This is a genomic window from Rhodococcus sp. ACT016 (assembly GCF_050477185.1).
Classification (GTDB): domain Bacteria; phylum Actinomycetota; class Actinomycetes; order Mycobacteriales; family Mycobacteriaceae; genus Prescottella.
The window spans coordinates 3758413-3784660 of sequence record NZ_JBEAET010000001.1 but is presented as its reverse complement, the minus strand read 5'-3'; the positions used below and the strand labels follow the sequence as shown (position 1 = coordinate 3784660).

Below are 26248 nucleotides of genomic sequence, written 5' to 3'. Positions count from 1 at the left end.
TCGGGAGGACGAAAACACATGGCGGCGAACAATGCTGGAGCCGGCGCGATGACGGTGGAGGATCTGCCGCGGCTGCTCGCCGGGGTGACCTCGGTCGAGCCCGAACGGGTCGCCCTCGTGCTCGGCGACACCACCGTCACCTACGCGCAGTTGAAGGTCGAGATCGAGACCCTCGACGCCGCGATGGGTGGGGTGCTCGGCATCGACTCGCTGGTGCCGGTCGTGTTGTCCAACCTCGTTCCGGGCCTGCTCGAGTCGGCCGAGCACGGGGGGCTGCCGGGAGTGCTCGAGGGTCTGTTCGCGGACGCCGCCGCCGTCCTCGGCGACGGTGCGTCCGCGCCCGCACCGACCGCCGACACGCTCGCGTCGCTCTTCGACCGTCAGGTCGCCGCCGCCCCAGACGCGGTCGCGCTCGAGTTCGACGGCGAGAGCCTGACGTACGCCGAGTTCGACGCCCGCGCCAACCGTCTTGCCCGGCACCTGATCTCGCTCGGCGTCGGCCCGGACTCGCTGGTGGGCCTGGGCATCCGCCGTTCTTTCGACCTCCTGGTCGGCATGTACGCGATCGTCAAGGCCGGCGGTGCGTACGTCCCGCTCGACCCCGACCACCCGGCCGACCGCCTCGGCTACGTGCTCGACATCGCGCGCCCGACCGTGATCCTCACGACCACCCGGGACGGACTGACGGTCGACACCGCGTCCACCTCTGCCCAGGTCCTGTCGATCGACACCCTGGACGTCGACGGACTGTCGGCCGACCCGGTGACCGACGACGACCGCCTCGCGCCGCTGTCGGAGGACAACCTCGCGTACGTGATCTTCACGTCCGGGTCGACCGGCCGCCCCAAGGGCGTGGCCGTGGGGCACGGCGCGATCGTCGCGAACCTGCGGTGGCGGCAGCACATGTACCCGATGACCGCGGACGACGTGGTGCTGCAGAAGACGCCGTTCACGTTCGACGTGTCGGTGTGGGAATTCTTCTGGCCGTTGCAGGCCGGTGCGCGCCTGGTGATCGCCGCCCCGGACGGGCACCGCGACCCGGCGTACCTCGCGCGGATCATGGTCGCTCGCGGCGTGACCGTCGCGCACTTCGTGCCGTCGATGCTGTCGGTGTTCGTGGCGTCCCTGGCGAGCGGAGCGACGGGGGATCCGGCACTGCCGACCGCGACCACCGTCCCCACCCTGCGCAACGTGTTCGCGTCCGGTGAGGCCCTGCCGCCGCAGACCGCCGCGCGGTTCCGGGCGATCTCGGGCGCCGCGCTGCACAACCTGTACGGCCCCACCGAGGCCGCCGTCGACGTCACCTACCACGAGGCGACGTCCGCCGACGCCGCGATGGTGCCGATCGGTCGCGCCGTCGCGGACACCGACCTGTACGTCCTCGACGAGGGCCTGCGTCGCACGCCGGTCGGCGCCGAGGGCGAGCTGTACCTCGCGGGCGTCCAGCTCGCGCGCGGCTACCTGCAGCGGCCCGACCTGACGGCCGACCGGTTCGTCGCCGACCCGTACGGCGCCCCCGGTGACCGCATGTACCGCACCGGTGACCTCGTGAAGATCGGTGCCTCGGGCGAGCTGGAGTACGTGGGCCGCACCGACTTCCAGGTGAAGCTGCGCGGTCTGCGCATCGAGCTCGGCGAGATCGAGTCGGCGTTGCTGGGGCACGAGGCGGTGTCGCAGTCCGTCGTGATCGTGCACTCGGATCCCGATCTCGGCGACCACCTGGTGGCGTACGTCGTCACCGACGGCGGTACGCCGGTCGACCGGGACGAGCTCGCGGCGGCGGTCGGTGCCCGGTTGCCGGAGTACATGATTCCGTCGCTGTTCGTCGCGTTGGCCGAGTTCCCGCTGAACGCCAGCGGCAAGCTCGACCGCAAGGCCCTGCCCGCGCCGGACTTCTCGTCGCTCGCCCGCGAGTACCGGGCCCCGAGCACCCCCACCGAGGAGATGCTCGCGGCGACCTTCGCGGAGGTCCTCGGCACCGACCGTATCGGCGTCGACGACGACTACTTCGCGCTCGGGGGCAACTCGCTCAGCGCAACCCGCGTCCTGGCCCGTGTCAGCGCCGACCTCGGCATCCGGATCGACGTCCGCGACTTCTTCGACGCACCGACCGTCGCGCAGCTGGCGGCGCTGGTCGATTCCCTCGTCGCCGCGGGTGGGGACACCCGTGCGCCGTTGGTGCCGCAGGCCCGCCCCGAGACGGTCCCGCTGTCGCTCGCGCAGCAGCGGATGTGGTTCCTCAACCGGTTCGACACCGAGTCCGCGGTGAACAACATCGTCGTCGCGATCCGTCTGTCGGGCGCGTTGGACGTCGACGCGCTGCGCGGGGCGGTCGCCGACGTCGTCGAACGTCACGAAGCACTGCGCACCGTCTTCCCCGAGCGCGACGGCGCGGCGCACCAGGTGGTCCTGCCGGCCGACGCGGCCGCGGTGGATCTCGACGCGGCCCCGGTGGCCGAGTCCGACGTCGCCGCCGCTGTCGCCGAGACGATCTCGCGCGGCTTCGACGTCACCGCCGAGGTGCCGCTGCGGGTGCGTCTGCTCGCGGTCTCGCCTACCGAGCACGTCCTGGTGGTCGTCGTCCACCACATCAGCGCCGACGGCTTCTCGATGGGACCGCTCACCCGCGACATCGTCACCGCATACGCCGCCCGGTCGGCCGGTGCCGCGCCGACGTGGACGCCGCTCGCGGTGCAGTACGCCGACTACGCGCTGTGGCAGCGCGGGGTCCTCGGCAGCGAGGACGACCCCTCGTCGCTCATCACCCGACAGGTCGACTACTGGCGCGGCGCGCTCGCGGACCTGCCCGATCGCATCGACCTGCCCGCGGATCGCCCGCGTCCGGCAGTCGCGACGAATGCCGGTGCGTCGTACCGGTTCTCGATCGACGCCGAGCTGTCCGCCCGGCTCGACGCCGTCGCACGCGAACGCGGTGCGACCACGTTCATGGTGGTCCACGCGGCGCTGTCGGTGCTGCTCGCTCGGCTCAGCGGCACCTCCGACATCGCGATCGGCACCCCGGTCGCCGGCCGCGGTGAGGCCGCGCTGGACGACCTGATCGGCATGTTCGTCAACACGCTCGTCCTGCGCGCCGACGTCGGGTCCGGCGACTCGTTCGCGGACCTGCTCGCCCGGATCCGGTCGACCGACCTCGAGGCGTTCGCGCACGCCGACGTCCCGTTCGAGCGCCTCGTGGAGGTCCTGGGCCCCACGCGTTCCCAGGCGCGGCACCCGCTGTTCCAGGTGGTGTTGTCGTTCCAGAACATGGACCGCACCGAACTCACGTTGGGTGACCTGACCGTGTCGGGTGTCGACTTCGACGCCGCCGTCGCCAAGTTCGATCTCGCGGTCACCCTCGCGGAGGCGGAGGCCGGGGCGTCCGGCCTGGATGTCGACCTCACGTACGCCACCGACCTGTTCGACGAGGCGACGATGCGCTCGTTCGCCGACCGCTTCGTGCTCGTGCTGGCGGCGGTTGCCGCGGACACCGATGTGGTCGTCGGCGACATCGACCTCCTCGACGCGGCCGAGGCGTCCGCGCTGACCGCCGCGACCGACGGCACCGGCTCGGAACCGGCGCTGCTGCCGCAGATCCTCGCGGCCGCCGCCTCGTCGGATCCGGCGAAGGTGGCACTCATCCGCGGCGACGAGTCGGTGACGTACCGCGAACTCGACGAGCGTTCGTCGCGGCTCGCGCGGGCCCTGATCGCCCGTGGCGCCGGACCGGAGGACGTGATCGCGATCGCGCTCACCCGCTCGATCGACTCGGTCGTCGCCGTGTGGGCAGTCGCGAAGACCGGCGCCGCGTTCGTGCCGGTCGACCCGAACTACCCGGCCGACCGCGTGGCGCACATGGTGTCGGATTCGCGCGCGGTCCTCGGCGTCACGCTCACCGAGCACGCCGACGCGTTGCCCGCGGCGGTGCCGTGGGTCGTGCTCGGCGACCCGACGACCGCAGTCGCCGTGGCGGCGTTGCCGGCGACGGCGGTGACGGACGCGGACCGTGTCCGACCGCTGCGCGTCACCGATCCCGCGTACGTCATCTACACGTCGGGTTCGACGGGGGTGCCGAAGGGCGTGGTGGTCACGCACACCGGCCTGGCGGCGTTCGCGGCCGAGCAGGTGGAGCGGTACGGCATCGAGTCTGGTTCGCGGACTCTGCATTTCGCGTCGCCGAGTTTCGATGCGTCGATTCTCGAGTTGCTGATGGCGTTCGGTGCCGGGGCCACGATGGTGGTGGCGCCGACGTCGATCTACGGCGGTCACGAACTCGCCGAACTTCTGCGGACGCAGCAGGTCACGCACGCCTTCGTCACGCCCGCCGCGTTGGCGTCGGTGGATCCGGCGGGTCTGGACGCGCTGGGTGTGGTCGTGGTCGGTGGCGAGGCGTGTTCGGCCGATCTGGTGGCCCGCTGGGCCCCGGGCCGGAGGATGTTCAACGCGTACGGACCCACCGAGGCGACCGTGGCGTCCAACATCTCCGAAGCCCTCGTGCCGGGGGAGCCGGTCACGATCGGTCGGGCGATTCGCGGCGCCGCTGCCTATGTGCTGGACTCGCGGTTGCGGCCCGTCCCCGCGGGCGTGCCCGGCGAGCTGTACCTCGCCGGTGCCGGTGTGGCCCGTGGCTACCTCGGACGCCCGGCGCTCACCGCGGAGCGGTTCGTGGCGAACCCGTTCGGCGAGGCCGGTTCTCGCCTGTACCGCACCGGTGACGTCGTCCGCGCGAGTGCCGATCGAGTGATCGAGTACGTCGGCCGCGCCGACGACCAGGTGAAGCTGCGCGGCTTCCGCATCGAACTCGGCGAGATCGAGTCGGTCCTGTCCGCACACGAGGCGGTGGCCCAGGCGGCCGTCCTGGTGGTGCGCGAGCAGTTGGTGGCCTACGTCGTCGCCGCCGACGGCCGATCGATCGACGCCGCCGAGCTGAAGGAGTTCGCGGGCCGTTCGCTCACGTCGTACATGGTGCCGGTGGCGGTGCTGGTGCTCGACCGCCTCCCGCTCACCGGCAGCGGCAAGCTCGACCGGAAGGCGTTGCCGGAACCGGAGTTCGAGGCGGCCACGTTCCGGGTGCCCACCACGCCCGTCGAACAGGCGGTGGCGTCGGTGTTCGCCGATGTCCTCGGCACTGCGCGGGTGGGTCTGGACGACGACTTCTTCGCGCTCGGCGGCAACTCGCTGCTGGCGACGCAGGTGGCGGCGCGGCTCGGCACGGCGCTCGACACCACGGTCCCGGTTCGGGTGCTGTTCGACGCCTCGACGGTGGAAGCCCTCGCGGCCCGGGTCTCGGAATCGTCCGCAGGCGGGGCGAAGGCGCTCGTGGCGCAACCGCGTCCGGATCGGATCCCGCTGTCGCTCGCGCAGCAGCGGATGTGGTTCCTGAACCGCTTCGAGCCCGAGTCAGCGGTGAACAACATCCCGCTCGCCATCCGGCTCTCCGGCGACCTCGACGTCGAATCCCTCTCGGCGGCAATCGGTGACGTCCTCGACCGGCACGAGTCGCTGCGTACCGTGTTCCCCGAGGTCGACGGCGTCGGCTACCAGGCGATCCGGCCGGTGTCCGATGTTGCGACCGTGGTGTCGGCAGAGCCGGTCGCGGAGATCGAATTGCCGGCGCGCATCGAGGAGTTGGTCACCGCCGGGTTCGACCTCACCACGGACATCCCGGTGCGGGTGCGGCTGTTCGCCGTGATGCCCACCGAGCACGTCCTGGTCCTGGTGGTGCATCACATTGCGGCCGACGGCTTCTCGATGGGTCCGCTGACCCGTGACGTGATGACGGCGTACGCGGCGCGGGCGAACGGCCACGTCGCGGCATGGACGCCGCTGGCCGTGCAGTACGCCGACTACACGCTGTGGCAGCGTGAGGTCCTCGGCGCCGAGGACGATCCGGCGTCCCTGCTCGCGCAGCAGGTGGCCTACTGGACGTCGAACCTCGCCGGTCTGCCCGACCAACTGGATCTGCCGTCCGACCGCCCGCGACCGGCTACGTCGACCTACCGCGGTGTGCGCCACACTGTCGTCGTGCCCGCGGAGTTGCGTGCCGCGATCGAGGATCTGGCGCGCGAGGGCGGTGCGACCACGTTCATGGTGGTGCATGCGGCGCTGTCGGTGCTGCTGGCGCGGCTGAGCGGAACGTCGGACATCGCGATCGGCACACCAGTGGCGGGCCGCGGTGAGCAGGTGCTCGACGACGTCGTCGGCATGTTCGTGAACACCCTGGTGTTGCGCACCGATGTGCAGTCGGGTGCGTCGTTCGGCGATGTGCTCGCACAGGTGCGTACCACCGACCTGGATGCCTTCGGCCACGCAGACGTGCCGTTCGAGCGGCTGGTCGAGGTACTGGATCCGGCGCGGTCGCAGGCGCGGCACCCGCTGTTCCAGGTGATGCTGACCTACCAGAACCTGGGGCTCACCGAGTTCGAGCTCGGTGGCCTGGATGTGTCCGAGGTCGACTTCGACTCGGCCACCGCAAAGTTCGATCTCCAGGTGACGGTCGTCGAGTCGACCGCCGGGCTGACGATCGATGTCACCTATGCGACCGATCTGTTCGACGCTTCGACGGTGCGTTCGTTCGGTGAGCGGTTCGTGCGGATGCTCGAATCGGTGACGGCGGATCCGTCCGTGGTGGTCGGCGACGTGGAGTTGCTGGACCGCGCGGAACGCTCGCAGGTGCTCGACGGCTGGAACGCGACCGATCGTGTGGTACCGGACGCGACGTTGGTGGAGCTGTTCGAGGCGCAGGCGGCGAGGACGCCGGATGCGACGGCGTTGGTGTTCGAGGGCGACTCGCTGACCTATGCGGAGTTCGCGGCGCGGGTGCATCGGACGGCGCGCTGGTTGATCGGCGAGGGTGTGGGTCCGGATTCGCTCGTCGGCCTGGGTATGCGGCGTTCGCTGGATCTGCTGGTGGGCATGTACGCGGTGCTGGCTGCCGGCGGCGGGTACGTGCCGATCGATCCGGATCAGCCGACCGAGCGCAACGGCTACATCCTGGACACGGCGGCGCCGGCGCTGGTGTTGTCGACGGCGCGGGACGGCTTCGAGGTCGCGGGGGAGAGGTCTGTCTCCGTCGTGAATCTCGACGAGGTGGACGTGTCCGCGTTCTCGGATGCTCCGGTCTCGGATGCGGATCGGGCCCAGCCGCTGCGTGGTTCGAGTGTGGCGTATGTGATCTTCACGTCGGGCTCGACGGGTCGGCCGAAGGGTGTGGCGGTGTCGCATGCGGCGATCGTGAATCGCCTGGTGTGGATGCAGGCCGAGTACGGGCTGTCGGCTGATGACACGGTGCTGCAGAAGACGCCGTTCACGTTCGATGTGTCGGTGTGGGAGTTCTTCTGGCCGTTGCAGGTCGGTGCGCGTCTGGTGGTGGCGTTGCCGGATGGGCATCGGGATCCGTCGTATCTGGCACGGGTGATGGTGGAGCAGTCGGTGACGACGGCGCATTTCGTGCCGTCGATGCTGGCGGTGTTCGTGGCCGAACCCGCCGCGGCTCGGGTGGATTCGCTTCGTCTGGTGTTCGCGTCGGGTGAGGCGTTGCCGGCGCAGACGGCGGAGCGGCTGCGGGCGATTGCGGGTGCGCGACTGCACAATCTGTACGGTCCGACCGAGGCCGCGGTGGACGTGACGTTCCACGAGGTCACCTCGGCGGACACGGCATCGGTGCCGATCGGTGCGCCGGTATGGAACACACAGGTGTTCGTGCTGGACGGACGCCTGCATCCCGTCCCCGCCGGTGTTCCCGGTGAGTTGTATCTGGCGGGTGTGCAGTTGGCGCGCGGGTACGTCGGACGCAGCGACCTGACGGCGGACCGGTTCGTGGCCAACCCGTTCGGTGGTCCGGGCGAGCGGATGTATCGCACGGGTGACCTCGTCACGTGGAACGGCTCGGGCGAGCTGGAGTACATCGGGCGCACCGACTTCCAGGTGAAGCTGCGGGGTCTGCGGATCGAGCTGGGCGAGATCGAGACTGCGTTGCTCGCGGTGCCGGAGATCTCGCAGTCGGTGGTGCTGGTCAGGAACGATCAGTTGGTGGCCTACGTGGTCGCCGATCACGATCTGGACACCGGCGAGGTGAAGGCGTCGTTGGCGTCGTCGTTGGCGTCGTACATGGTGCCGTCGGTGTTCGTGGTGCTCGGCGAGTTCCCGTTGAATGCGTCGGGCAAGTTGGATCGGAAGGCGTTGCCGGAGCCGGTGTTCGAGGTTCGGGAGTTCCGGGCGCCGACGTCGCCGGTGGAGGAGATCGTCGCGGGGGTGTTCGCGGACGTTCTCGATGTCGAGCGGGTGGGTCGCGACGACGACTTCTTCGCGCTGGGCGGCAACTCGTTGGTGGCGACGCAGGTGGTGTCGCGTCTGGGTGCGGCGTTGGATGCGCAGGTGCCGGTGCGGGCGCTGTTCGAGGCGTCGACCGTCGAAGCCCTCGCCGCGCAGGTGCAGGTGCTCGCCGGCGGGGGAGCGCGGAAGCCGTTGACGGTAGAGCCTCGACCCGAGCGTGTTCCGCTGTCGCTCGCACAGCAGCGCATGTGGTTCCTGAACCGCCTCGAACCCGAATCGACCACGTACAATATTCCGCTCGCGCTGCAACTGACCGGGCACCTCGACGCCGAGGCGTTGGCCACCGCGCTGCGCGACGTGCTGGTTCGGCACGAAGCGCTGCGCACGTACTACCCGGAGGACGGGGACGGCCCGCACCAGGTGATCCTTCCCGTCGATCGTGTGGCGATCGATCTGACGCCGGTGGCTGTCGCAGACGAGCGCGCCTTGCGCACGCAGGTGACGGGCCTGCTCGGACACGGCTTCGACGTGACGAGCGGAGTTCCGTTGCGTGCCGGACTGTTCCGGCTCTCGGACGAGGTCCACGTGTTCGCGTTCGTCGTCCACCACATCAGCGCCGACGGCGTGTCCATGGCGCCGATGGCGCGGGACCTGATGACGGCCTACGCGGCCCGTAGTCACGGCGAGGCTCCGCAGTGGGCTCCGCTGGCCGTGCAGTACGCGGACTTCAGCCTGTGGCAGCGCGACGTCCTGGGTTCGGCCGACGATCCGGGCACCGTGGCCGCCGCGCAGCTCGACTTCTGGACCCGCGCGCTGTCCGGTGCACCCGATCTGCTCGAACTCCCGACGGACCGCCCGCGGCCGGCGGTGCAGTCCATGCGGGGCGCGGAGATCCGTCTCACCATCCCGACCGAACTCCACGCCGCGCTCGAATCGCTGGCGCGGGCGGAAGGGTCCTCGCTGTTCATGGTCACGCACGGCGCGTTGGCGGTGCTGCTGGCCCGGCTCGGCGGAACGTGGGACGTCACGGTCGGCACCCCGATCGCGGGCCGCGGCGAGGCCGCGCTCGACGATCTGGTCGGCATGTTCGTCAACACCCTCGCGCTGCGCACCGAGCTGTCGTCGTCGATGACGTTCGCGGAGGTCGTCGCACGGGCGCGGGAGACGGACCTGTCCGCGTTCGGGAACGCGGACGTGCCGTTCGAGCGCGTGGTCGAGGCCGTCGCACCCGCACGCTCGACGGCCCGGCACCCGCTGTTCCAGACCGTGTTGTCGTTCCAGAACCAGCAGCAGGCCGGTCTCGCGTTGCCCGGCCTGACGGTCGACGCGGTCCCCGGGGTCGAACCGGCGGCGAAATTCGACCTGCAGTTCACGCTGATCCCGATGCCGTCCGGCGAACTCGAGATGCTGCTGACGTACGCCACCGACCTGTTCGACGAGTCGACCGCGCAACTCCTCGGACAGCGGTTCGTGCGCGTTCTCGAAGCGGTCGCGGCGGACGCTCGCACGGTGGTCGGGGACATCGAGATCGCATCGGACGCGGAGCGTGCGCAGCTTCTGGGCGGCGCGGCCTCCGTGCCGGTGATCGTCGAACCCGCCGGCGCCGTGACACCCGCCGACACGACGGTGCCGCAGGTTCTCGCCGCGGTCGTCGAGGCCGATCCCGAGGCTCCCGCGGTTTCCGACGACGGGCAGGAGACCACCTACGCCGAACTCGCGCAACAGGCGTCGCGTCTGGCGCGGGTCCTGATCGCGGAAGGCGTCGGTCCGGGCCACCAGGTTCCGGTGGTGCTGCCGCGGTCCGTCGACGCCGTGGTCGCCGCGTGGGCGGTGCTCGAATCCGGCGCGGCACTCACCCTGACGGATCCCGTCGCGACGGGCTCGGACGCGGCATCGTGGGACCTGCCGGCGAAGGTCGGCATCACCACCTCCGCTCAGGTCGGTGCGCTCTCGGACACCATCGAGTGGATCGTGCTCGACACCGACCGCTCGCGCATCGAGGAGCAGTCGGGCCGGCCGGTCACCTACACGGAACGGATCCGGCGCCTCGCACCCGAGGATCCCGCCGTCATCGCCGCCGACGGCGCCCTCGTCCTCACCCACGGTCACGTCGTGGCTCTCGCCGAACGGGATCGCGAACGCTACGGCATCACCTACGAGTCGCGGACCGCCTGCGCCGAACCGCTGACGAGTGTGTGGTCGGTCACCGAACTGCTGCTGGCGTCGACGTCGGGCGCGGTGACGGTCGTCACCGAGATACCGGACGGTAACGCCACCGACGTTCTGGCCGACGAATGGGTGACCCACGCCTTCATGTCGGGGGCTCGCGCGCAGGGCCTGGACGGGGAGGAGCTCGAGGATCTCGAGGTGCTGGTACTCACCTGCGGGGAGCCGTCGGGACCGGCGCCGGACGTCCGACGGGTCGTTGCCGACGCGGAGGCGTGGTCGGCGTGAGGCGATAATGATGGTTTGTTTGCCCGGCGATGTAGGTGTGAGGGAAAGAGTCACTGTGGTGCGTTGTGAAATGCCGACGAGCGGTACCCGGGGTGTTCGGAACGCATGAGCGAGCAGAGTCGGGAGCTGCAGGGCACGGACAGCGCGGAGGCAGTGGGCGGCCGGGGCGGTAGCGAGGGCAAGCGGACCCGGCGTCCGCGGCCCGAGCGCAGGGAACGGCCGGCCCGCCGCGGTCGCTCCCGCGCGACGACGCTGCCGCAGCTGCTGGCGGCCGCCGTGGAGCGAGACCCGTCGGCCACCGCGCTGATCTTCGGCGACCGTTCACGCTCCTACGCGGACCTCGACGCCTGGTCCTCACGACTCGCTCGCGTCCTCATCGAGCGGGGCATCGGGCCGGGCGACCTCGTCGCCGTCGCCGTGCCCCGGTCGATCGAATCGGTGTCGTCGGTCTGGGGCGTCGCGAAGTCCGGCGCCGCATTCGTGCCCGTCGACCCGAACTACCCGGCCGACCGGGTTGCGCACATGGTGACCGATTCCGGTGTCGTGGTGGGTCTGACGACCGCCGAGGCGCGGGAATCGCTGCCGGACACCGTCGATTGGCTCGTCCTGGGCGACGACTTCGACCGCGTCCTCGCCGACCGTTCCGCCGATCCGATCACGTTCGCCGACCGCACCCGGGCACTGGCGGACGCCGATCCGGCGTACGTCATCTACACCTCCGGTTCCACCGGCAAACCCAAGGGCGTCGTCGTCACCCAGGCCGGGCTGGGCGACTTCTGTGCCGAGCAGGTCCGACGCTACGGGATCACGCCGCAGTCGCGGACGCTGCACTTCGCGTCCCCGAGTTTCGACGCATCGGTGCTGGAACTGCTGCTCGCGATCGGCGCCGGCTCGACGATGGTGATCGCGCCGCCCACGGTCTACGGCGGCGAGGACCTGGCCGAACTCATTGCGACACAACGCGTCACCCACGGCTTCGTGACGCCGGCCGCGCTCGCGTCCGTCGATCCGACGGGACTCGACACCTTCTGCGACGTGGTCGTCGGTGGCGAGGCGTGCCCTTCCGATCTCGTGGCCCGCTGGGCCGCGCCGGGTCGCCGCTTCTTCAACGGCTACGGACCCACCGAGACCACGATCATGACGGCGATCTCGGATCCGCTCACTCCCGGCGAGCCGGTCACGATCGGCGCCGCCACGCAGGGCATGTCGCTGGTCGTGCTCGACGACCGCCTGCGTCCCGTCCCGGTCGGCGTGGCCGGCGAGTTGTACGCATGGGGGCCGGGTGTCGCCCGCGGCTACCACGGGCGATTCGCCCTCACCGCCGAGCGGTTCGTCGCGTGCCCCTTCGGGGAACCGGGACAGCGCATGTATCGCACGGGCGACGTGGTGCGGTGGAACGCCAACCAGCAGATCGAGTACGTGGGGCGCTCGGACTTCCAGGTGAAGATCCGAGGATTCCGCATCGAGTTGGGCGAAATCGACGCGGCGCTCGCGGCACACGACGACGTCGACTTCGCGGCCACCGTCGCGCACGAATCCGGGACTGGGAGCAAGGTTCTCGTCGCGTACGTCCATCCTGTCGCCGGTGCCGACATCGACACCGCGGCGCTGATCGAGTTCGTCGGCCGTTCGCTGCCACGGCACATGGTGCCCGCCACCGTCATGGTGCTCGGCGAGATCCCGCTGACGCCGGTCGGCAAGCTGGACCGTCAGGCTCTGCCGGCGCCGGTGTTCGAGGCCAAGGAATTCCGGGCCCCCGCCACCGCGACCGAGGAACTGGTCGCATCGGTGTTCGCCGAGATCCTCGACGTCCCGCAGATCGGCCGCGACGACGACTTCTTCGAACTGGGCGGCAACTCGCTCATCGCGACCCAGGTCGTGTCGCGCCTGTCAGCCGCCGTCGACGCGCAGATCGCCGTCCGGGCGGTGTTCGAAGCCTCCACCGTCGAAGCACTCGCGGCGCACGTCGCAGCGATGGCGGGAGGAGACGCGCGCAAGGCACTGGTGGCCGGCCCGCGGCCGGACCGGATTCCGCTGTCGCTCGCGCAGCAGCGGATGTGGTTCCTCAACCGCTTCGAACCGGACTCGACCGTCAACAACATCCCGGTAGCGATCCGGCTGTCGGGTGCGCTCGACGTCCCGGCACTGCAGTCCGCGGTCGGTGACGTCGTCGACCGACACGAGTCGCTGCGGACCGTCTTCCCGGACATCGACGGCGTCGGCTACCAGGTCGTGCAGAGCGCGAGCGAGCTCGGTGAACTGCTTCCGGTGGAGGACATCTCCGCCGACGCCGTTCACGGCCGGGTCGGCGAGATGGTGTGCGCCGGATTCGATCTCGCCCGCGAGATTCCGATGCATGCAAGGCTGTTCGCGATCTCGCCGACGGAGCACGTCCTGGTGTTCGTGGTGCACCACATCGCGGCCGACGGCTTCTCGATCGGTCCCCTCACCCGTGACGTGATGACGGCGTACGCCGCCCGCTCGGCGGGGCAGGTGCCGGGGTGGGAACCACTCGCCGTGCAGTACCCGGACTTCACGCTGTGGCAGCGGGACGTCCTCGGCGCGGAGGACGATCCGGCGTCGGTGCTGTCGACGCAGGTCGACCACTGGAAGCGGGCCCTCGCCGGGCTGCCCGACCAACTCGATCTTCCGGCCGATCGACCCCGACCGGCCGTCGCCTCGAACCATGGTGCGACGCATCGGTTCCCCCTGACGGCGGAACTGTCGGCGGCGATCGACGGGCTCGCACGAGACCGTGGCATCACGCCGTTCATGGTGGTGCACGCGGCGCTGTCGGCGCTGCTGGCGCGGCTGAGCGGAACGTCGGACATCGCGATCGGCACACCGGTGGCGGGCCGCGGCGAGCAGGTGCTCGACGACGTGATCGGCATGTTCGTGAACACGCTGGTGCTACGCACCGACGTGCAACCCGGTGCCTCGTTCGACGATCTGCTCACGCAGGTCCGAGGCGCCGATCTGGCGGCCTTCGGTCATGCCGATCTGCCGTTCGAGCGATTGGTGGAGATCCTCGACCCGGCGCGGTCGCAGGCGCGGCATCCGCTGTTCCAGGTGATGCTCAGCTTCCAGAACTTCGGAAGCTCCGAATTCACGCTCGGTGATCTGACGCTCGCCGAGGTCGAGTTCGACAGCGCCACTGCGAAGTTCGACCTGCAGGTGACCTTCCTCGAGTCTCCCGACGCCGATGCGTCCGAGTACTCCGTGGCGCTGACCTACGCGACCGACCTGTTCGACGAGCCGACCATGGCCGCGTTCGGTGCACGATTCGTGCGCCTGCTCGAGGCCGCCACCGCCGACCCGTCGACCGTGATCGGGGACATCGCGCTCCTGGACGGACCCGAGCGTGCGGCGGTGCTGGGGCGCTGGAACGACACCGAGCGCGCCGTCCCGGACGCGACGTTGGTGGATCTGTTCGAGGCGCAGGTGCTGCGGTCGCCGGATGTGGTGGCGGTGGTGTTCGAGGGCGAGTCGCTGTCGTACGGGGAGTTCGCTTCTCGGGTGCACCGGACGGCGCGGATGCTGATCGCCGAGGGTGTGGGTCCGGATTCTCTGGTGGGTCTGGCGATGCGTCGGTCGGTGGATCTGCTGGTGGGCATGTATGCGGTGGTCGCGGCCGGCGGTGGGTACGTGCCGATCGATCCGGATCAGCCGACCGAGCGCAACGGCTACATCCTGGACACGGCGGCGCCGGCGCTGGTGTTGTCGACGGCGCGGGACGGCTTCGAGGTCGCGGGGGAGAGGTCTGTCTCCGTCGTGAATCTCGACGAGGTGGACGTGTCCGCGTTCTCGGATGCTCCGGTCTCGGATGCGGATCGGGCCCAGCCGCTGCGTGGTTCGAGTGTCGCGTATGTGATCTTCACGTCGGGCTCGACGGGTCGGCCGAAGGGTGTGGCGGTGTCGCATGCGGCGATCGTGAATCGCCTGGTGTGGATGCAGGCCGAGTACGGGCTGTCGGCTGATGACACGGTGCTGCAGAAGACGCCGTTCACGTTCGATGTGTCGGTGTGGGAGTTCTTCTGGCCGTTGCAGGTCGGTGCGCGTCTGGTGGTGGCGTTGCCGGATGGGCATCGGGATCCGTCGTATCTGGCACGGGTGATGGTGGAGCAGTCGGTGACGACGGCGCATTTCGTGCCGTCGATGCTGGCGGTGTTCGTGGCCGAACCCGCCGCGGCTCGGGTGGATTCGCTTCGTCTGGTGTTCGCGTCGGGTGAGGCGTTGCCGGCGCAGACGGCGGAGCGGCTGCGGGCGATTGCGGGTGCGCGACTGCACAATCTGTACGGTCCGACCGAGGCCGCGGTGGACGTGACGTTCCACGAGGTCACCTCGGCGGACACGGCATCGGTGCCGATCGGTGCGCCGGTATGGAACACACAGGTGTTCGTGCTGGACGGACGCCTGCATCCCGTCCCCGCCGGTGTTCCCGGTGAGTTGTATCTGGCGGGTGTGCAGTTGGCGCGCGGGTACGTCGGACGCAGCGACCTGACGGCGGACCGGTTCGTGGCCAACCCGTTCGGTGGTCCGGGCGAGCGGATGTATCGCACGGGTGACCTCGTCACGTGGAACGGCTCGGGCGAGCTGGAGTACATCGGGCGCACCGACTTCCAGGTGAAGCTGCGGGGTCTGCGGATCGAGCTGGGCGAGATCGAGACTGCGTTGCTCGCGGTGCCGGAGATCTCGCAGTCGGTGGTGCTGGTCAGGAACGATCAGTTGGTGGCCTACGTGGTCGCCGATCACGATCTGGACACCGGCGAGGTGAAGGCGTCGTTGGCGTCGTCGTTGGCGTCGTACATGGTGCCGTCGGTGTTCGTGGTGCTCGGCGAGTTCCCGTTGAATGCGTCGGGCAAGTTGGATCGGAAGGCGTTGCCGGAGCCGGTGTTCGAGGTTCGGGAGTTCCGGGCGCCGACGTCGCCGGTGGAGGAGATCGTCGCGGGGGTGTTCGCGGACGTTCTCGATGTCGAGCGGGTGGGTCGCGACGACGACTTCTTCGCGCTGGGCGGCAACTCGTTGGTGGCGACGCAGGTGGTGTCGCGTCTGGGTGCGGCGTTGGATGCGCAGGTGCCGGTGCGGGCGCTGTTCGAGGCGTCGACCGTCGAAGCCCTCGCTGCCTTCGTCACGAATCTCGGGCCGTCCGGACGTGCGCCGCTCGTTCCGCAGGAGCGCCCGGCGAGGATTCCGCTGTCGCTGGCGCAGCAGCGCATGTGGTTCCTGGGCCGCCTCGATCCCGAATCGGCGGTCAACAACATTCCGGTCGCGATCCGACTCTCCGGCGCACTGGACGTCGCAGCGCTGCGGGCGTCCGTCGCCGACGTCCTCGCCCGGCACGAGTCGCTGCGCACGGTCTTCCCGGACGCCGACGGCGTCGGCTACCAGTCGGTCCTGTCGACGGCCGAGGTGGACGTCGAACTCGACGTCGAGCCCGTCCGGGCCGACGCACTGGCCGGACGGATCGAGGGATGGGCCTCGCGGGGCTTCGACCTCACCACCGAGTTGCCTGTCCGCGCACGGCTGTTCGCGCTGTCGCCGACCGAGCACGTCCTGGTCCTGGTGCTCCATCACATCGCTGCGGACGGCGTCTCGATGAGGCCCCTGACCCGTGACGTGATGGTCGCCTACGCCGCGCGCTCGGCGGGCCGGGCGCCGACCTGGTCGCCGCTCGACGTGCAGTACGCGGACTACGCGCTGTGGCAGCGCGGTGTCCTCGGTAGCGAGGACGATCCGGAATCGCTGATCGCAGCGCAGGTCTCGTACTGGACCGGGCGTCTGGCAGGTCTGCCGGATCAGCTGGACCTGCCGTCCGACCGGCCGCGACCGGTGATCGCCTCCAACAGCGGTGCGGCGCACCAGTTCTCCATCGGCGCCGACCTGCGGGCCGCCGTCGACGACGTGGCGCGCGCCCATGGGGCGACTCCGTTCATGGTGGTGCACGCCGCGCTGGCCGTGCTGCTCGCGCGGCTGAGCGGTACCTCCGACATCGCGATCGGCACCCCCGTCGCCGGCCGCGGCGAGGCCGCGCTCGACGATCTGGTCGGCATGTTCGTCAACACCCTCGTCCTGCGCACCGAGGTCGACGGCGGGAAGTCGTTCGCCGATCTGCTCACGCAGGTCCGTTCGACGGACCTCGCCGCGTTCGAGCACACGGACCTGCCGTTCGAGCGCCTCGTCGAGATCCTCGACCCCGAGCGCTCGCAGGCGCGGCACCCGCTCTTCCAGGTGGCGCTCGCCTTCCAGAGCGGTATCGCCGCACCGTCGCTCGAACTGCCGGACCTGACCGTGTCGGGCGTGGAGATCGACGTCGCGGTCGCCAAGTTCGACCTCCAGGTCACGGTCGCCGACGCGGTGGACGCAGACTCCGGTCGTGCCGGGCTGTCGGTGGCGATCACCTACGCGACCGACCTCTTCGACGAGGCGAGCGTCCGGACGTTCGGTGACCGGTTCGTGTGGGTGCTCCGCTCCCTGGTCGCCGACCCGGCCGCGCCCGTCGGGGACGCGCCCCTGCTCAGTGACGCCGAATCTGCGACTCTCACACGGGTCGTCGGCGGCGCGGTGCCTCGTGTCGAGACCCTCACCGCCATCCTCGGTCGCATGGTCGAGAGCCGTCCCGATGCGCCCGCCGTCACGTGCGGCGAGTCGACGCTGACCTACCGGGAACTCGACGAGCGCTCGAGCGCACTCGCGCGGGAACTGATCGACCGGGGCGTGGGACCGGAAAGCGTCGTGGCGCTGTCGTTCCCGCGCTCGACGGAGATGGTGCTGTGCGTGTGGGCGGTCGCCAAGGCCGGCGCGGCGTTCGTCCCTGTCGACCCCACCTATCCGTCAGACCGCATCGAGCACATGGTGACCGATTCCGCTGCGGCGCTGGGCATCGCGGACGCGGACCAGATCGGCGGACTGCCGACCGCCGTCGCGTGGTCGACGCTCGCGAACCTCGAGCGCGCTGCGGCCGACGCCGGACGATCCACGGCTCCGGTCACGGACGACGACCGCATCCGGTCGTTGCGCCTCGATCATGCCGCCTACGTGATCTACACGTCGGGATCGACCGGCAAGCCGAAGGGCGTCGTCGTGACGCACCGAGGTCTGTCGGGCCTGATCGACGAGACCCTCGAGCTCTATGCAGTGCAGCCGACGGACCGCGTGCTCCACATCTGCTCGCCTAGTTTCGATCCGTCCGTCTTCGAGTGGGCGGTCGCGGGCGCCGCGGGCGCGGAACTCGTTGTGGTGCCGCCGTCGATCCTCGGCGGTGAGGAACTGAACGCCTACCTCGAGCAGCACCGGGTCACGGTCGCGATCATCACCCCGGCCGTGCTGGGATCGATGAACCAGACCGGGCTCGACGACCTGCGCCTGGTGTCGGTCGGTGGTGACGCCTCCTCCACGGAACTCGTCGGGCACTGGGCGCCCGAGCGCACTTTCTTCAACGCGTACGGCCCCACCGAGACCACGATCGTCTCGACGCGCGGCGAGCTGTTCGCCGGCAAGCCGATCACGATCGGCGGACCGGTCGCCGGAGTGAGCGCGATGATCCTCGACGCCCGGCTCCAGCCCGTTCCGGTCGGCGTCGCGGGTGAGCTGTATCTGTCGGGCGACGCGCTCGCGCGGGGCTACCACGGTCGTCCCGGCCTGACGGCGGACCGCTTCGTCGCCGACCCGTTCGGCGACGCGGGGCGGCGGATGTACCGCACCGGCGACGTCGTCCGCTGGACCGCGTCGGCGGGGGATGTCACCGACCTGGCGATCGAGTACGTCGGCCGGTCCGACTTCCAGGTCAAGGTCCGCGGCTTCCGGATCGAACTCGGCGAGATCGACTCGGCGCTGACCGACCACCCGGCCGTCTCCTTCGCGACCTCGGTGGGCCACCGGATGCCGTCGGGCCAGACGGCGCTGGTCTCGTACGTCCTGGCCGACGACACCGTGGACGCCGACGCGATCACACGGCACGTCGCGTCGCTGTTGCCGTCGTACATGGTTCCGGCGTCGGTCATCGTGCTCGACGAGATCCCGCTGACCGCGGTGGGCAAGCTGGACCGGCAGGCGCTTCCCGCGCCGGTCTTCGAGGCCCGCGCATTCCGGGCGCCCGCGAGCGATGCGGAAAAGCTTGTCGCGGGCGCGTTCTGCGACGTGCTCGGCGTCGACCAGGCGGGCCTCGACGACGACTTCTTCGACCTCGGTGGCAACTCCCTGATCGCGACCCAGCTGGTGTCGCGGCTGGGCGCCGCACTCGGTATCCGAGTGCCGGTGCGTGAGCTGTTCGAGGCGTCGACGGTGGAAGCGCTTGCCGCACGGCTGCGTTCGGTGACCGGCGACTCGCGCCAGGCGCTGGCCCCGCGGCCACGTCCCGAGCGGATCCCGCTGTCGCTGGCGCAGCGACGGATGTGGTTCCTCAACCGTCTCGAGCCCGAATCTGCGGTGAACAACATCCCGATCGCAGTGCGCCTGTCGGGCGAGCTGGACGTGGAGGCGTTGCGCGGCGCGGTCATGGACGTGGTCGCGCGGCACGAGTCGCTGCGCACCCGGTACCCCGAGGACGGCGGCGTCGGCTACCAGCTCGTCCTGCCGGTCGAGGAAGCGCTCGCGGACTGGGATCTCGGTCCGGAACAGGTGCGCGTCGACGACGTGCGCGATCGGGTGCTCTCGATCGCCTCGACACAGTTCGACGTCACGTCCGAGGCGCCGCTGCGGGTCCGGTTGTACGAGCTGTCGCCGACTGAGTACGTACTGGCGGTCGTGGTGCATCACATCTCGTCCGACGGTGTGTCGATGGGCCCGCTCATTCGCGACGTCATGACTGCCTACACCGCGCGCTCGGCCAAGACCTCTCCGATGTGGGGGCCGCTGGCCGTTCAGTACGCGGATTACGCCCTGTGGCAACACGACTCACTCGGTGACGAGGGTGATCCCGCTTCGATGATCGCCAAGCAGATCGACTACTGGCGCGCGCAGCTGGCCGGCATTCCCGACCAACTGGACCTGCCGACCGACCATGCGCGACCGGCGCAGCAGTCGTACGCGGGCGCCAACGTCGGCGCCGACGTGGACGCCGGCACGCACCGGAGTCTGGTCGAACTCGGTCGGACCCACGGCGCCAGCTCGTTCATGGTGATGCATGCCGCGCTGGCGGTGCTGCTCGCGCGGCTGTCCCGTTCGCAGGACATCGTCGTCGGCACGCCGATCGCCGGTCGTGGCGAGGCCGCGCTCGACGATCTGGTCGGCATGTTCGTAAACACCCTCGCCCTGCGGGTGCAGGTGGATCCGGCGGAGTCCTTCACGGACCTGTTGGCGCGGGTGCGCAGCACCGACCTCGACGCCTACGCGCACGACGACCTGCCGTTCGAGCGGCTCGTCGAGGTACTCAATCCGGTCCGCTCGGCGTCCCGGCATCCACTGTTCCAGGTCGGATTCTCCTTCCAGAACATGCGGATCGGGACCCTCGAGCTTCCCGGACTCGCGGTGGAACCGGTCGACGTCGAGACCGAACTGGCGAAGTTCGACCTGCACGTGACGATCGTCGACAACACCGACGCCGACGGGAACCCGGCGGACTTCGCCGTGCAGTTCACGTACGCCACCGACCTCTTCACCGAGGACACCGCACAGCGCTTCGCGCAGATGTACGCGCGGATCCTGCGTGCCGTCGCGGCGGACGCGTCGACCCCGGTCGGCGACCTCGAGATGATCGCCGCCGACGAGCGCACCACCGTGCTCGAACGGTGGAACGACACCGCCCACACCGTCGATGCGACCGCCACCCTCGTCGACCTCTTCGACGCCCAGGTCGCTCGGCGTCCGGAGGCCCCGGCCGTCGTCGCCCGGGACGAGTGGCTCACCTACGCGGCGTTCGACGCGCGGGTCAACCAGCTCGCCCGTCGCCTGATCGAGATCGGTGTCGGACCGGAATCCCGTGTGGCACTGGCGATGCGACGCTCGATCGACCTGATCGTGGGCATGTTCGCGGTCACGAAGGCCGGCGGCGCGTACGTGCCGATCGACCCGGATCACCCCGCGGACCGCATCGCCTACATCCTCGACACGGCCGAGCCCGTCTGTGTCCTGTCGACCGTTCGCGACGGATTCGACGCCGGAGCCGTACCCGTGGTGCACGTCGACTCCGCCGTGGGCGCACACCTCGCGACGGGTCCGATCACCGCGGCGGAGCGCATCGCACCACTGCGGGCAACGAACACCGCGTACGTGATCTTCACGTCCGGCTCGACCGGGCGGCCGAAGGGCGTCGCCGTCACGCACGGCGCGATCGTCAACCAGCTCGAATGGAAGCGTGCGGAGTACGGGCTCGACGCGACGGATGCCGTGCTCCTCAAGACGGCCGCGACGTTCGACCTGTCGGTGTGGGAGTTCTGGTCGGCCCCGACCTCCGGCGGACGCCTCGTCGTCGCCGACGCGGACGGTCACCGCGACCCCGGCTACCTGAACGCGCTCATGCGCCGCGAGCAGGTGACGACGCTGCACGTGGTGCCGTCGATGCTGCAGGCGCTGCTCGTCGAGTCCGGCGACCGGCTCCCGGAGTCGCTGCGCCGCGTCCTCGCGATCGGCGAGGTGCTGCCGGTCGACACCGCAGCGCGGTTCGCGTCCGCATCGACCGCGGCACTGTTCAACCTGTACGGACCCACCGAGGCGGCCGTGTCCGTGACCGCGCAGCGGGTCCACGAGGCCGACGGTGCGGCGGTTCCGATCGGCGGCCCGGAGTGGAACACCCGCCTGCTGGTGCTCGACGACAGGCTGCGGCCGGTTCCGCTCGGTGTGCCCGGCGAGCTGTACCTCGCCGGTGCCCAGCTGGCCCGCGGATACATCGGCCGCCCGGCGCTCACCGCGGATCGCTTCGTCGCCAACCCCTTCGGCGGCGCCGGCGAAGGGATGTACCGCACGGGTGACGTCGTCGCGTGGCGGACCGACGGCACCCTCGACTACGTCGGCCGCGCCGACTTCCAGGTCAAGGTGCGTGGGTTCCGTATCGAGCTCGGGGAGATCGAGGCCGCGCTACGCGCGTCCGATGCGATCGCGGAGGCCGCCGTCGCGGTCTGGAACGACGCGAAGGTCGGCGACCGGCTCGTGGCCTACGTCGTCGCGTCCGGTTCGTCGGTGCTCGACCTGAACAACGTCGAATCGGCTCTCGCGCAGTCGCTTCCGTCGTACATGGTTCCCTCGGCGTTCGTCGAACTCGAAGCACTGCCGCTGAACGTCAACGGCAAGATCGATCGCCAGGCGCTGCCCGCCCCGACGTTCGACGCCAAGGAGTTCCGCGCCCCGATCTCGGAGACCGAGCGGCTGGTCGCGGATGTTTTCGCCGATCTTCTCGGCGCCGACCCGGTGGGACTGGACGACGACTTCTTCGATCTGGGTGGCAACTCGCTGGTCGCAACCCAGTTGGTGTCGCGGCTGGGGGAGGCGCTCGGCGCCCGGGTCCCGGTCCGGGTCGTGTTCGAGGCGTCGACGGTGGAGGGGCTCGCGGCCGCGGTCGACTCGGCGGTTCGCGGCCGCCCGCGTCGCGCACTGGTGGCGCGACCCCGCCCGCGACGGATCCCTCTGTCGCTGGCGCAGCAACGGATGTGGTTCCTCAACCAGTTCGACACCGCGTCCGCGGTGAACAACATTCCCGTCGCCGTGCGACTGTCCGGGGAACTGGACCTGGGCGCGCTGCAGGCCGCGGTCCGGGACGTCGTCGGTCGACACGAGGCGCTGCGGACGATCTTCCCCTCTCAGGACGGAATCGCCCACCAGCAGATCCTCACCCCGGACCAGGTGGTCCTCGACCTGGACCCGGTCGCGCTCGGTGACACCGACACGATGCAGGCCGTGGCCGAGCTGATCTCCGTCGGATTCGACGTGGCCACCGAGGTACCGCTGCGGGTTCGCCTGTTCGAGCTGTCCGCGAGCGAACACGTGCTCGTGTTCGTCGTCCACCACATCAGCGCCGACGGCTGGTCGCTCGGACCACTGACGCGGGACGTGGTGACCGCGTACGTGTCGCGCACCGACGGCAGGGAACCCGACTGGGCGCCGCTCGCGGTGCAGTACGCCGACTACGCGCTGTGGCAGCGGGACGTCCTCGGTAGCGAGGACGATCCCGAGTCGCCGATCTCGCGGCAGGTCGCGTTCTGGCGGGCCGAACTCGCCGGGCTGCCGGAGCAGCTGGACCTGCCGACCGACCGCCCCCGCCCGCCGGTGGCGTCGGGTGCCGGCCGCACCCACCGGTTCGAGATCGGGTCCGACCTGAACCGGGCCGTCACCCAACTGGCACGAGCGCGCGGCGTCACCCCGTTCATGGTGGTCCATGCCGCTCTGGCGGTGCTGCTCGCACGGTTGAGCGGGACATCGGACATCGCGATCGGTACCCCGGTCGCCGGGCGCGGCGAGCGAGTGCTGGACGACCTGGTCGGCATGTTCGTCAACACGCTGGTGCTGCGGACACAGGTGGACGGCGCGCGGTCGTTCGAAGACCTGCTGGCGTCCGTCCGTGAATCGGACCTCGGAGCGTTCGGCCACGCCGAGGTGCCGTTCGAACGGTTGGTGGAGGCGCTCAATCCGGAACGCTCGCAGGCACGGCATCCGCTGTTCCAGGTGATGCTCGCATTCCAGAATCTCTCGCGCGCCGAGGTCAGCACCGGGGACCTGGCCATCTCGGAGTTCCCGTCCGACGTCACCACTGCCAAGTTCGACCTCTCGCTGACGATCAGCGAAACCGCGCCGGGTCGGATCGACTCCACCCTCGCCGTCGACCTGTCGTATGCGACGGATCTGTTCGACGAATCATCGATGACGACGTTCGCCGATCGGTTCGTTCGGGTCCTGGCGACCGTCACGTCGGATCCGTCCGCCGTGGTCGGCGACGTCGAACTGCTCGACGGTGCAGAGCGCTCGCTGCTCCTCGAGGGGCGGAACGCCACCGAGCATGCGGTCGAGGGGTCGACGCTGGTGGATCTGTTCGAGGCCCAGGCGGTTCGGACGCCGGACGCGACGGCGTTGGTCTCCGAGGGGGAGTCGCTGACCTATGCCGAGTTCGTGGCGCGGGTGCATCGCACGGCCCGGTTCCTGATCTCGGAGGGTGTGGGTCCGGAGTCGTTCGTCGGCCTCGGCATGCGTCGTTCGGTGGACCTGCTGGTGGGCATGTACGCGGTGCTGGCCGCCGGCGGCGGCTACGTGCCGATCGATCCGGATCAGCCGGCCGAGCGCAATGCCTACATTCTCGACACCGCGAATCCGGTTCTGGTGCTGAGCACGTCGCGTGACGGGACCGATCTCCCGGGGGCGGAGAAGGTCGTGCGCCTCGACGCCCTCGATGTCTCGATGTACTCGGATGCGCCTGTCACCGATGCCGAGCGGTCCGCGCCGCTGCGACCCGACAATGCGGCGTACGTGATCTTCACGTCGGGCTCGACGGGCCGCCCCAAGGGTGTCGCGGTCGCTCACGGTTCCGTGGTCAACCAGCTGCGGTGGATGCAGGACGAGTACCCGATGAACGAGTCGGATCGTGTGCTGCTGAAGACGCCGTCCACCTTCGACGCGTCGGTGTGGGAATTCCTCTGGCCGTTGCAGGTCGGGGCGACCGCGATCGTCGCGGCACCCGATGGTCACCGGGATCCGGCCTACCTCGCGAACGCGATCGTCGAGGAGTCGATCAACGTGGTGCAGTTCGTGCCTTCGGTGCTGGCAGCGGTCGCCGACGAATTGCGGGGCCGCGCCGTCGCGCTCACCCGTGTGTTCTGCGGTGGCGAGGCGTTGACGGGGTCGGTCGTCGAGCGGGTGCGGCGCGTCAGTGATGCGTCGGTGATCAACCTGTACGGGCCGACCGAGGTGACGGTGCAGGCGACGCGGCACGAGGTGAGCGCCCTCGACGGTGTGAGTGTGCCGATCGGTGCACCCGTGTGGAACACGTTTGCCTACGTCCTGGATTCGCGGCTGCGGCCGGTGCCCGCCGGTGTCGCGGGTGAGCTGTACCTGGCCGGCGTGCAGGTGGCGCGTGGCTACTTCGGGCGCAGCAACCTGACGGCGGACCGCTTCGTGGCGAATCCGTTCTCCGACAGCGGTGCCCGCATGTACCGCACGGGCGACCTGGTGCGCTGGAACGCGTCGGGGGAGCTGGAGTACATCGGGCGCACCGACTTCCAGGTGAAGCTGCGGGGCCTGCGGATCGAACTGGGCGAGATCGAGGCGGCGCTGTCGGCCGTCCCGGAGATCGCACAGTCGGCGGTGCTGGTGCGCAACGATCAGTTGGTCGCCTACGTGGTGCCCTCGCCCGGTTCGGCGGTCGACGAGAGCGCGGTGAAGGCCGAACTGTCGCGGTCGCTGGCGTCGTACATGGTGCCGTCGACGTACGTGGTGTTGGACGCGTTCCCGCTCAATTCGTCGGGCAAGCTGGATCGGAAGGCGTTGCCGGAGCCGGTGTCCGAGGCGACGGTGTTCCGCGCGCCGGCGAACCCGGTGGAGGAGGCCGTGGCGGGCGTGTTCGCCGAGGTTCTCGGCGTCGATCGGGTGGGCCTGGACGACGACTTCTTCGCGCTCGGCGGCAACTCGCTGATCGCGGTGAGGGTGGTGGCGCGGCTGAAGAAACGACTGGGTGGCGACATCCGCGTCCAGTGGCTGTTCGGCAGCCCGACGGTCGGGAGGCTCGCGGACCGGCTCGGCTCCGGTCACGTGGCCGCGAACGACGACACGCGTGGGCTCGGTGTCCTGCTGCCGCTGCGAGCATCGGGTGATGCCGCACCGCTGTTCTGCATCCACCCCGTCACCGGTCTGTCGTGGAGTTTCGCGGGGCTCGCCCGGAGCATCGATACGAACCGACCGATCTACGGCCTGCAGTCGCCTGCACTGAGCGGCGGACACGAGCTGCCTGGCTCGATCGAGGAGTGGGCGTCGCTCTACGTCGACGAGATTCGTCGGATCCAACCGCACGGCCCGTACCACCTGCTCGGCTGGTCGATGGGCGGCGCGATCGCGCATGCGATGGCCGTCCAGTTGTCCGTTGCCGGTGAGGAGGTGGCAACCCTCGCCATGCTCGACAGCCACCTCGTCGACGACGAGCCGCGCGAGCAGCCGCGAGTGACCGTGCGACTCGGCGACATGCTCGGTGGCCTCGGCATCGATTCGAGTGCCACCGCATCCCTCGACGAGTTGGATCGATCCACCGCAGTCGAGATGCTTCGCGAGATGCTGCGCCCGATGGGTGACTTCACCGCCGAACAGATCGAGCGGATCGTGGACGGCGCCGTCCGTTCGTCCGCGGTGGCCGCCGCCTACCGTCCGGCCACCCGGTTCGAAGGTGACCTGCTGTACTTCAGCGCCGACCTCGACGGCGCGCACGGCGTCGACCGGTGGCGCGAGGCGATCGGCGGCGACGTAGAGACGGTGCCGGTCGCGGTGACGCACTGGAACATGACGTCGCCCGCTGCGATGCAGGTGATCGGGCCGGTCCTCGACCGGCGTCTGAGGTCCTGAGCGCCGACCCGATCAGCAGAACGATGGAGGGCCGTTCCTCGAAACGAGGAACGGCCCT

2 protein-coding genes are annotated in these 26248 nt (G+C 69.9%); both read left to right on the top strand.

Translation table 11 applies throughout. The features are described from left to right. Positions 1 to 18 precede the first annotated feature (18 nt). Positions 19 to 10725: an amino acid adenylation domain-containing protein gene (locus ACQ5DX_RS17420; RefSeq protein ID WP_430333761.1), complete on the top strand. Its 10707-nt coding sequence runs from the start codon at positions 19 to 21 to the stop codon at positions 10723 to 10725. Between the two features lie 105 nt (positions 10726 to 10830). After that, complete coding sequence (locus ACQ5DX_RS17415; protein ID WP_430333760.1) at positions 10831 to 26190, top strand: non-ribosomal peptide synthase/polyketide synthase; 15360 nt, start codon at positions 10831 to 10833, stop codon at positions 26188 to 26190. Positions 26191 to 26248: the final 58 nt, after the last annotated feature.

Coding starts and splice junctions, on each gene's coding strand:
- ACQ5DX_RS17420 (WP_430333761.1), top strand. CDS start 19: ATGGCGGCGAACAATGCTGGAGCCGGCGCGATGACGGTGGAGGATCTG.
- ACQ5DX_RS17415 (WP_430333760.1), top strand. CDS start 10,831: ATGAGCGAGCAGAGTCGGGAGCTGCAGGGCACGGACAGCGCGGAGGCA.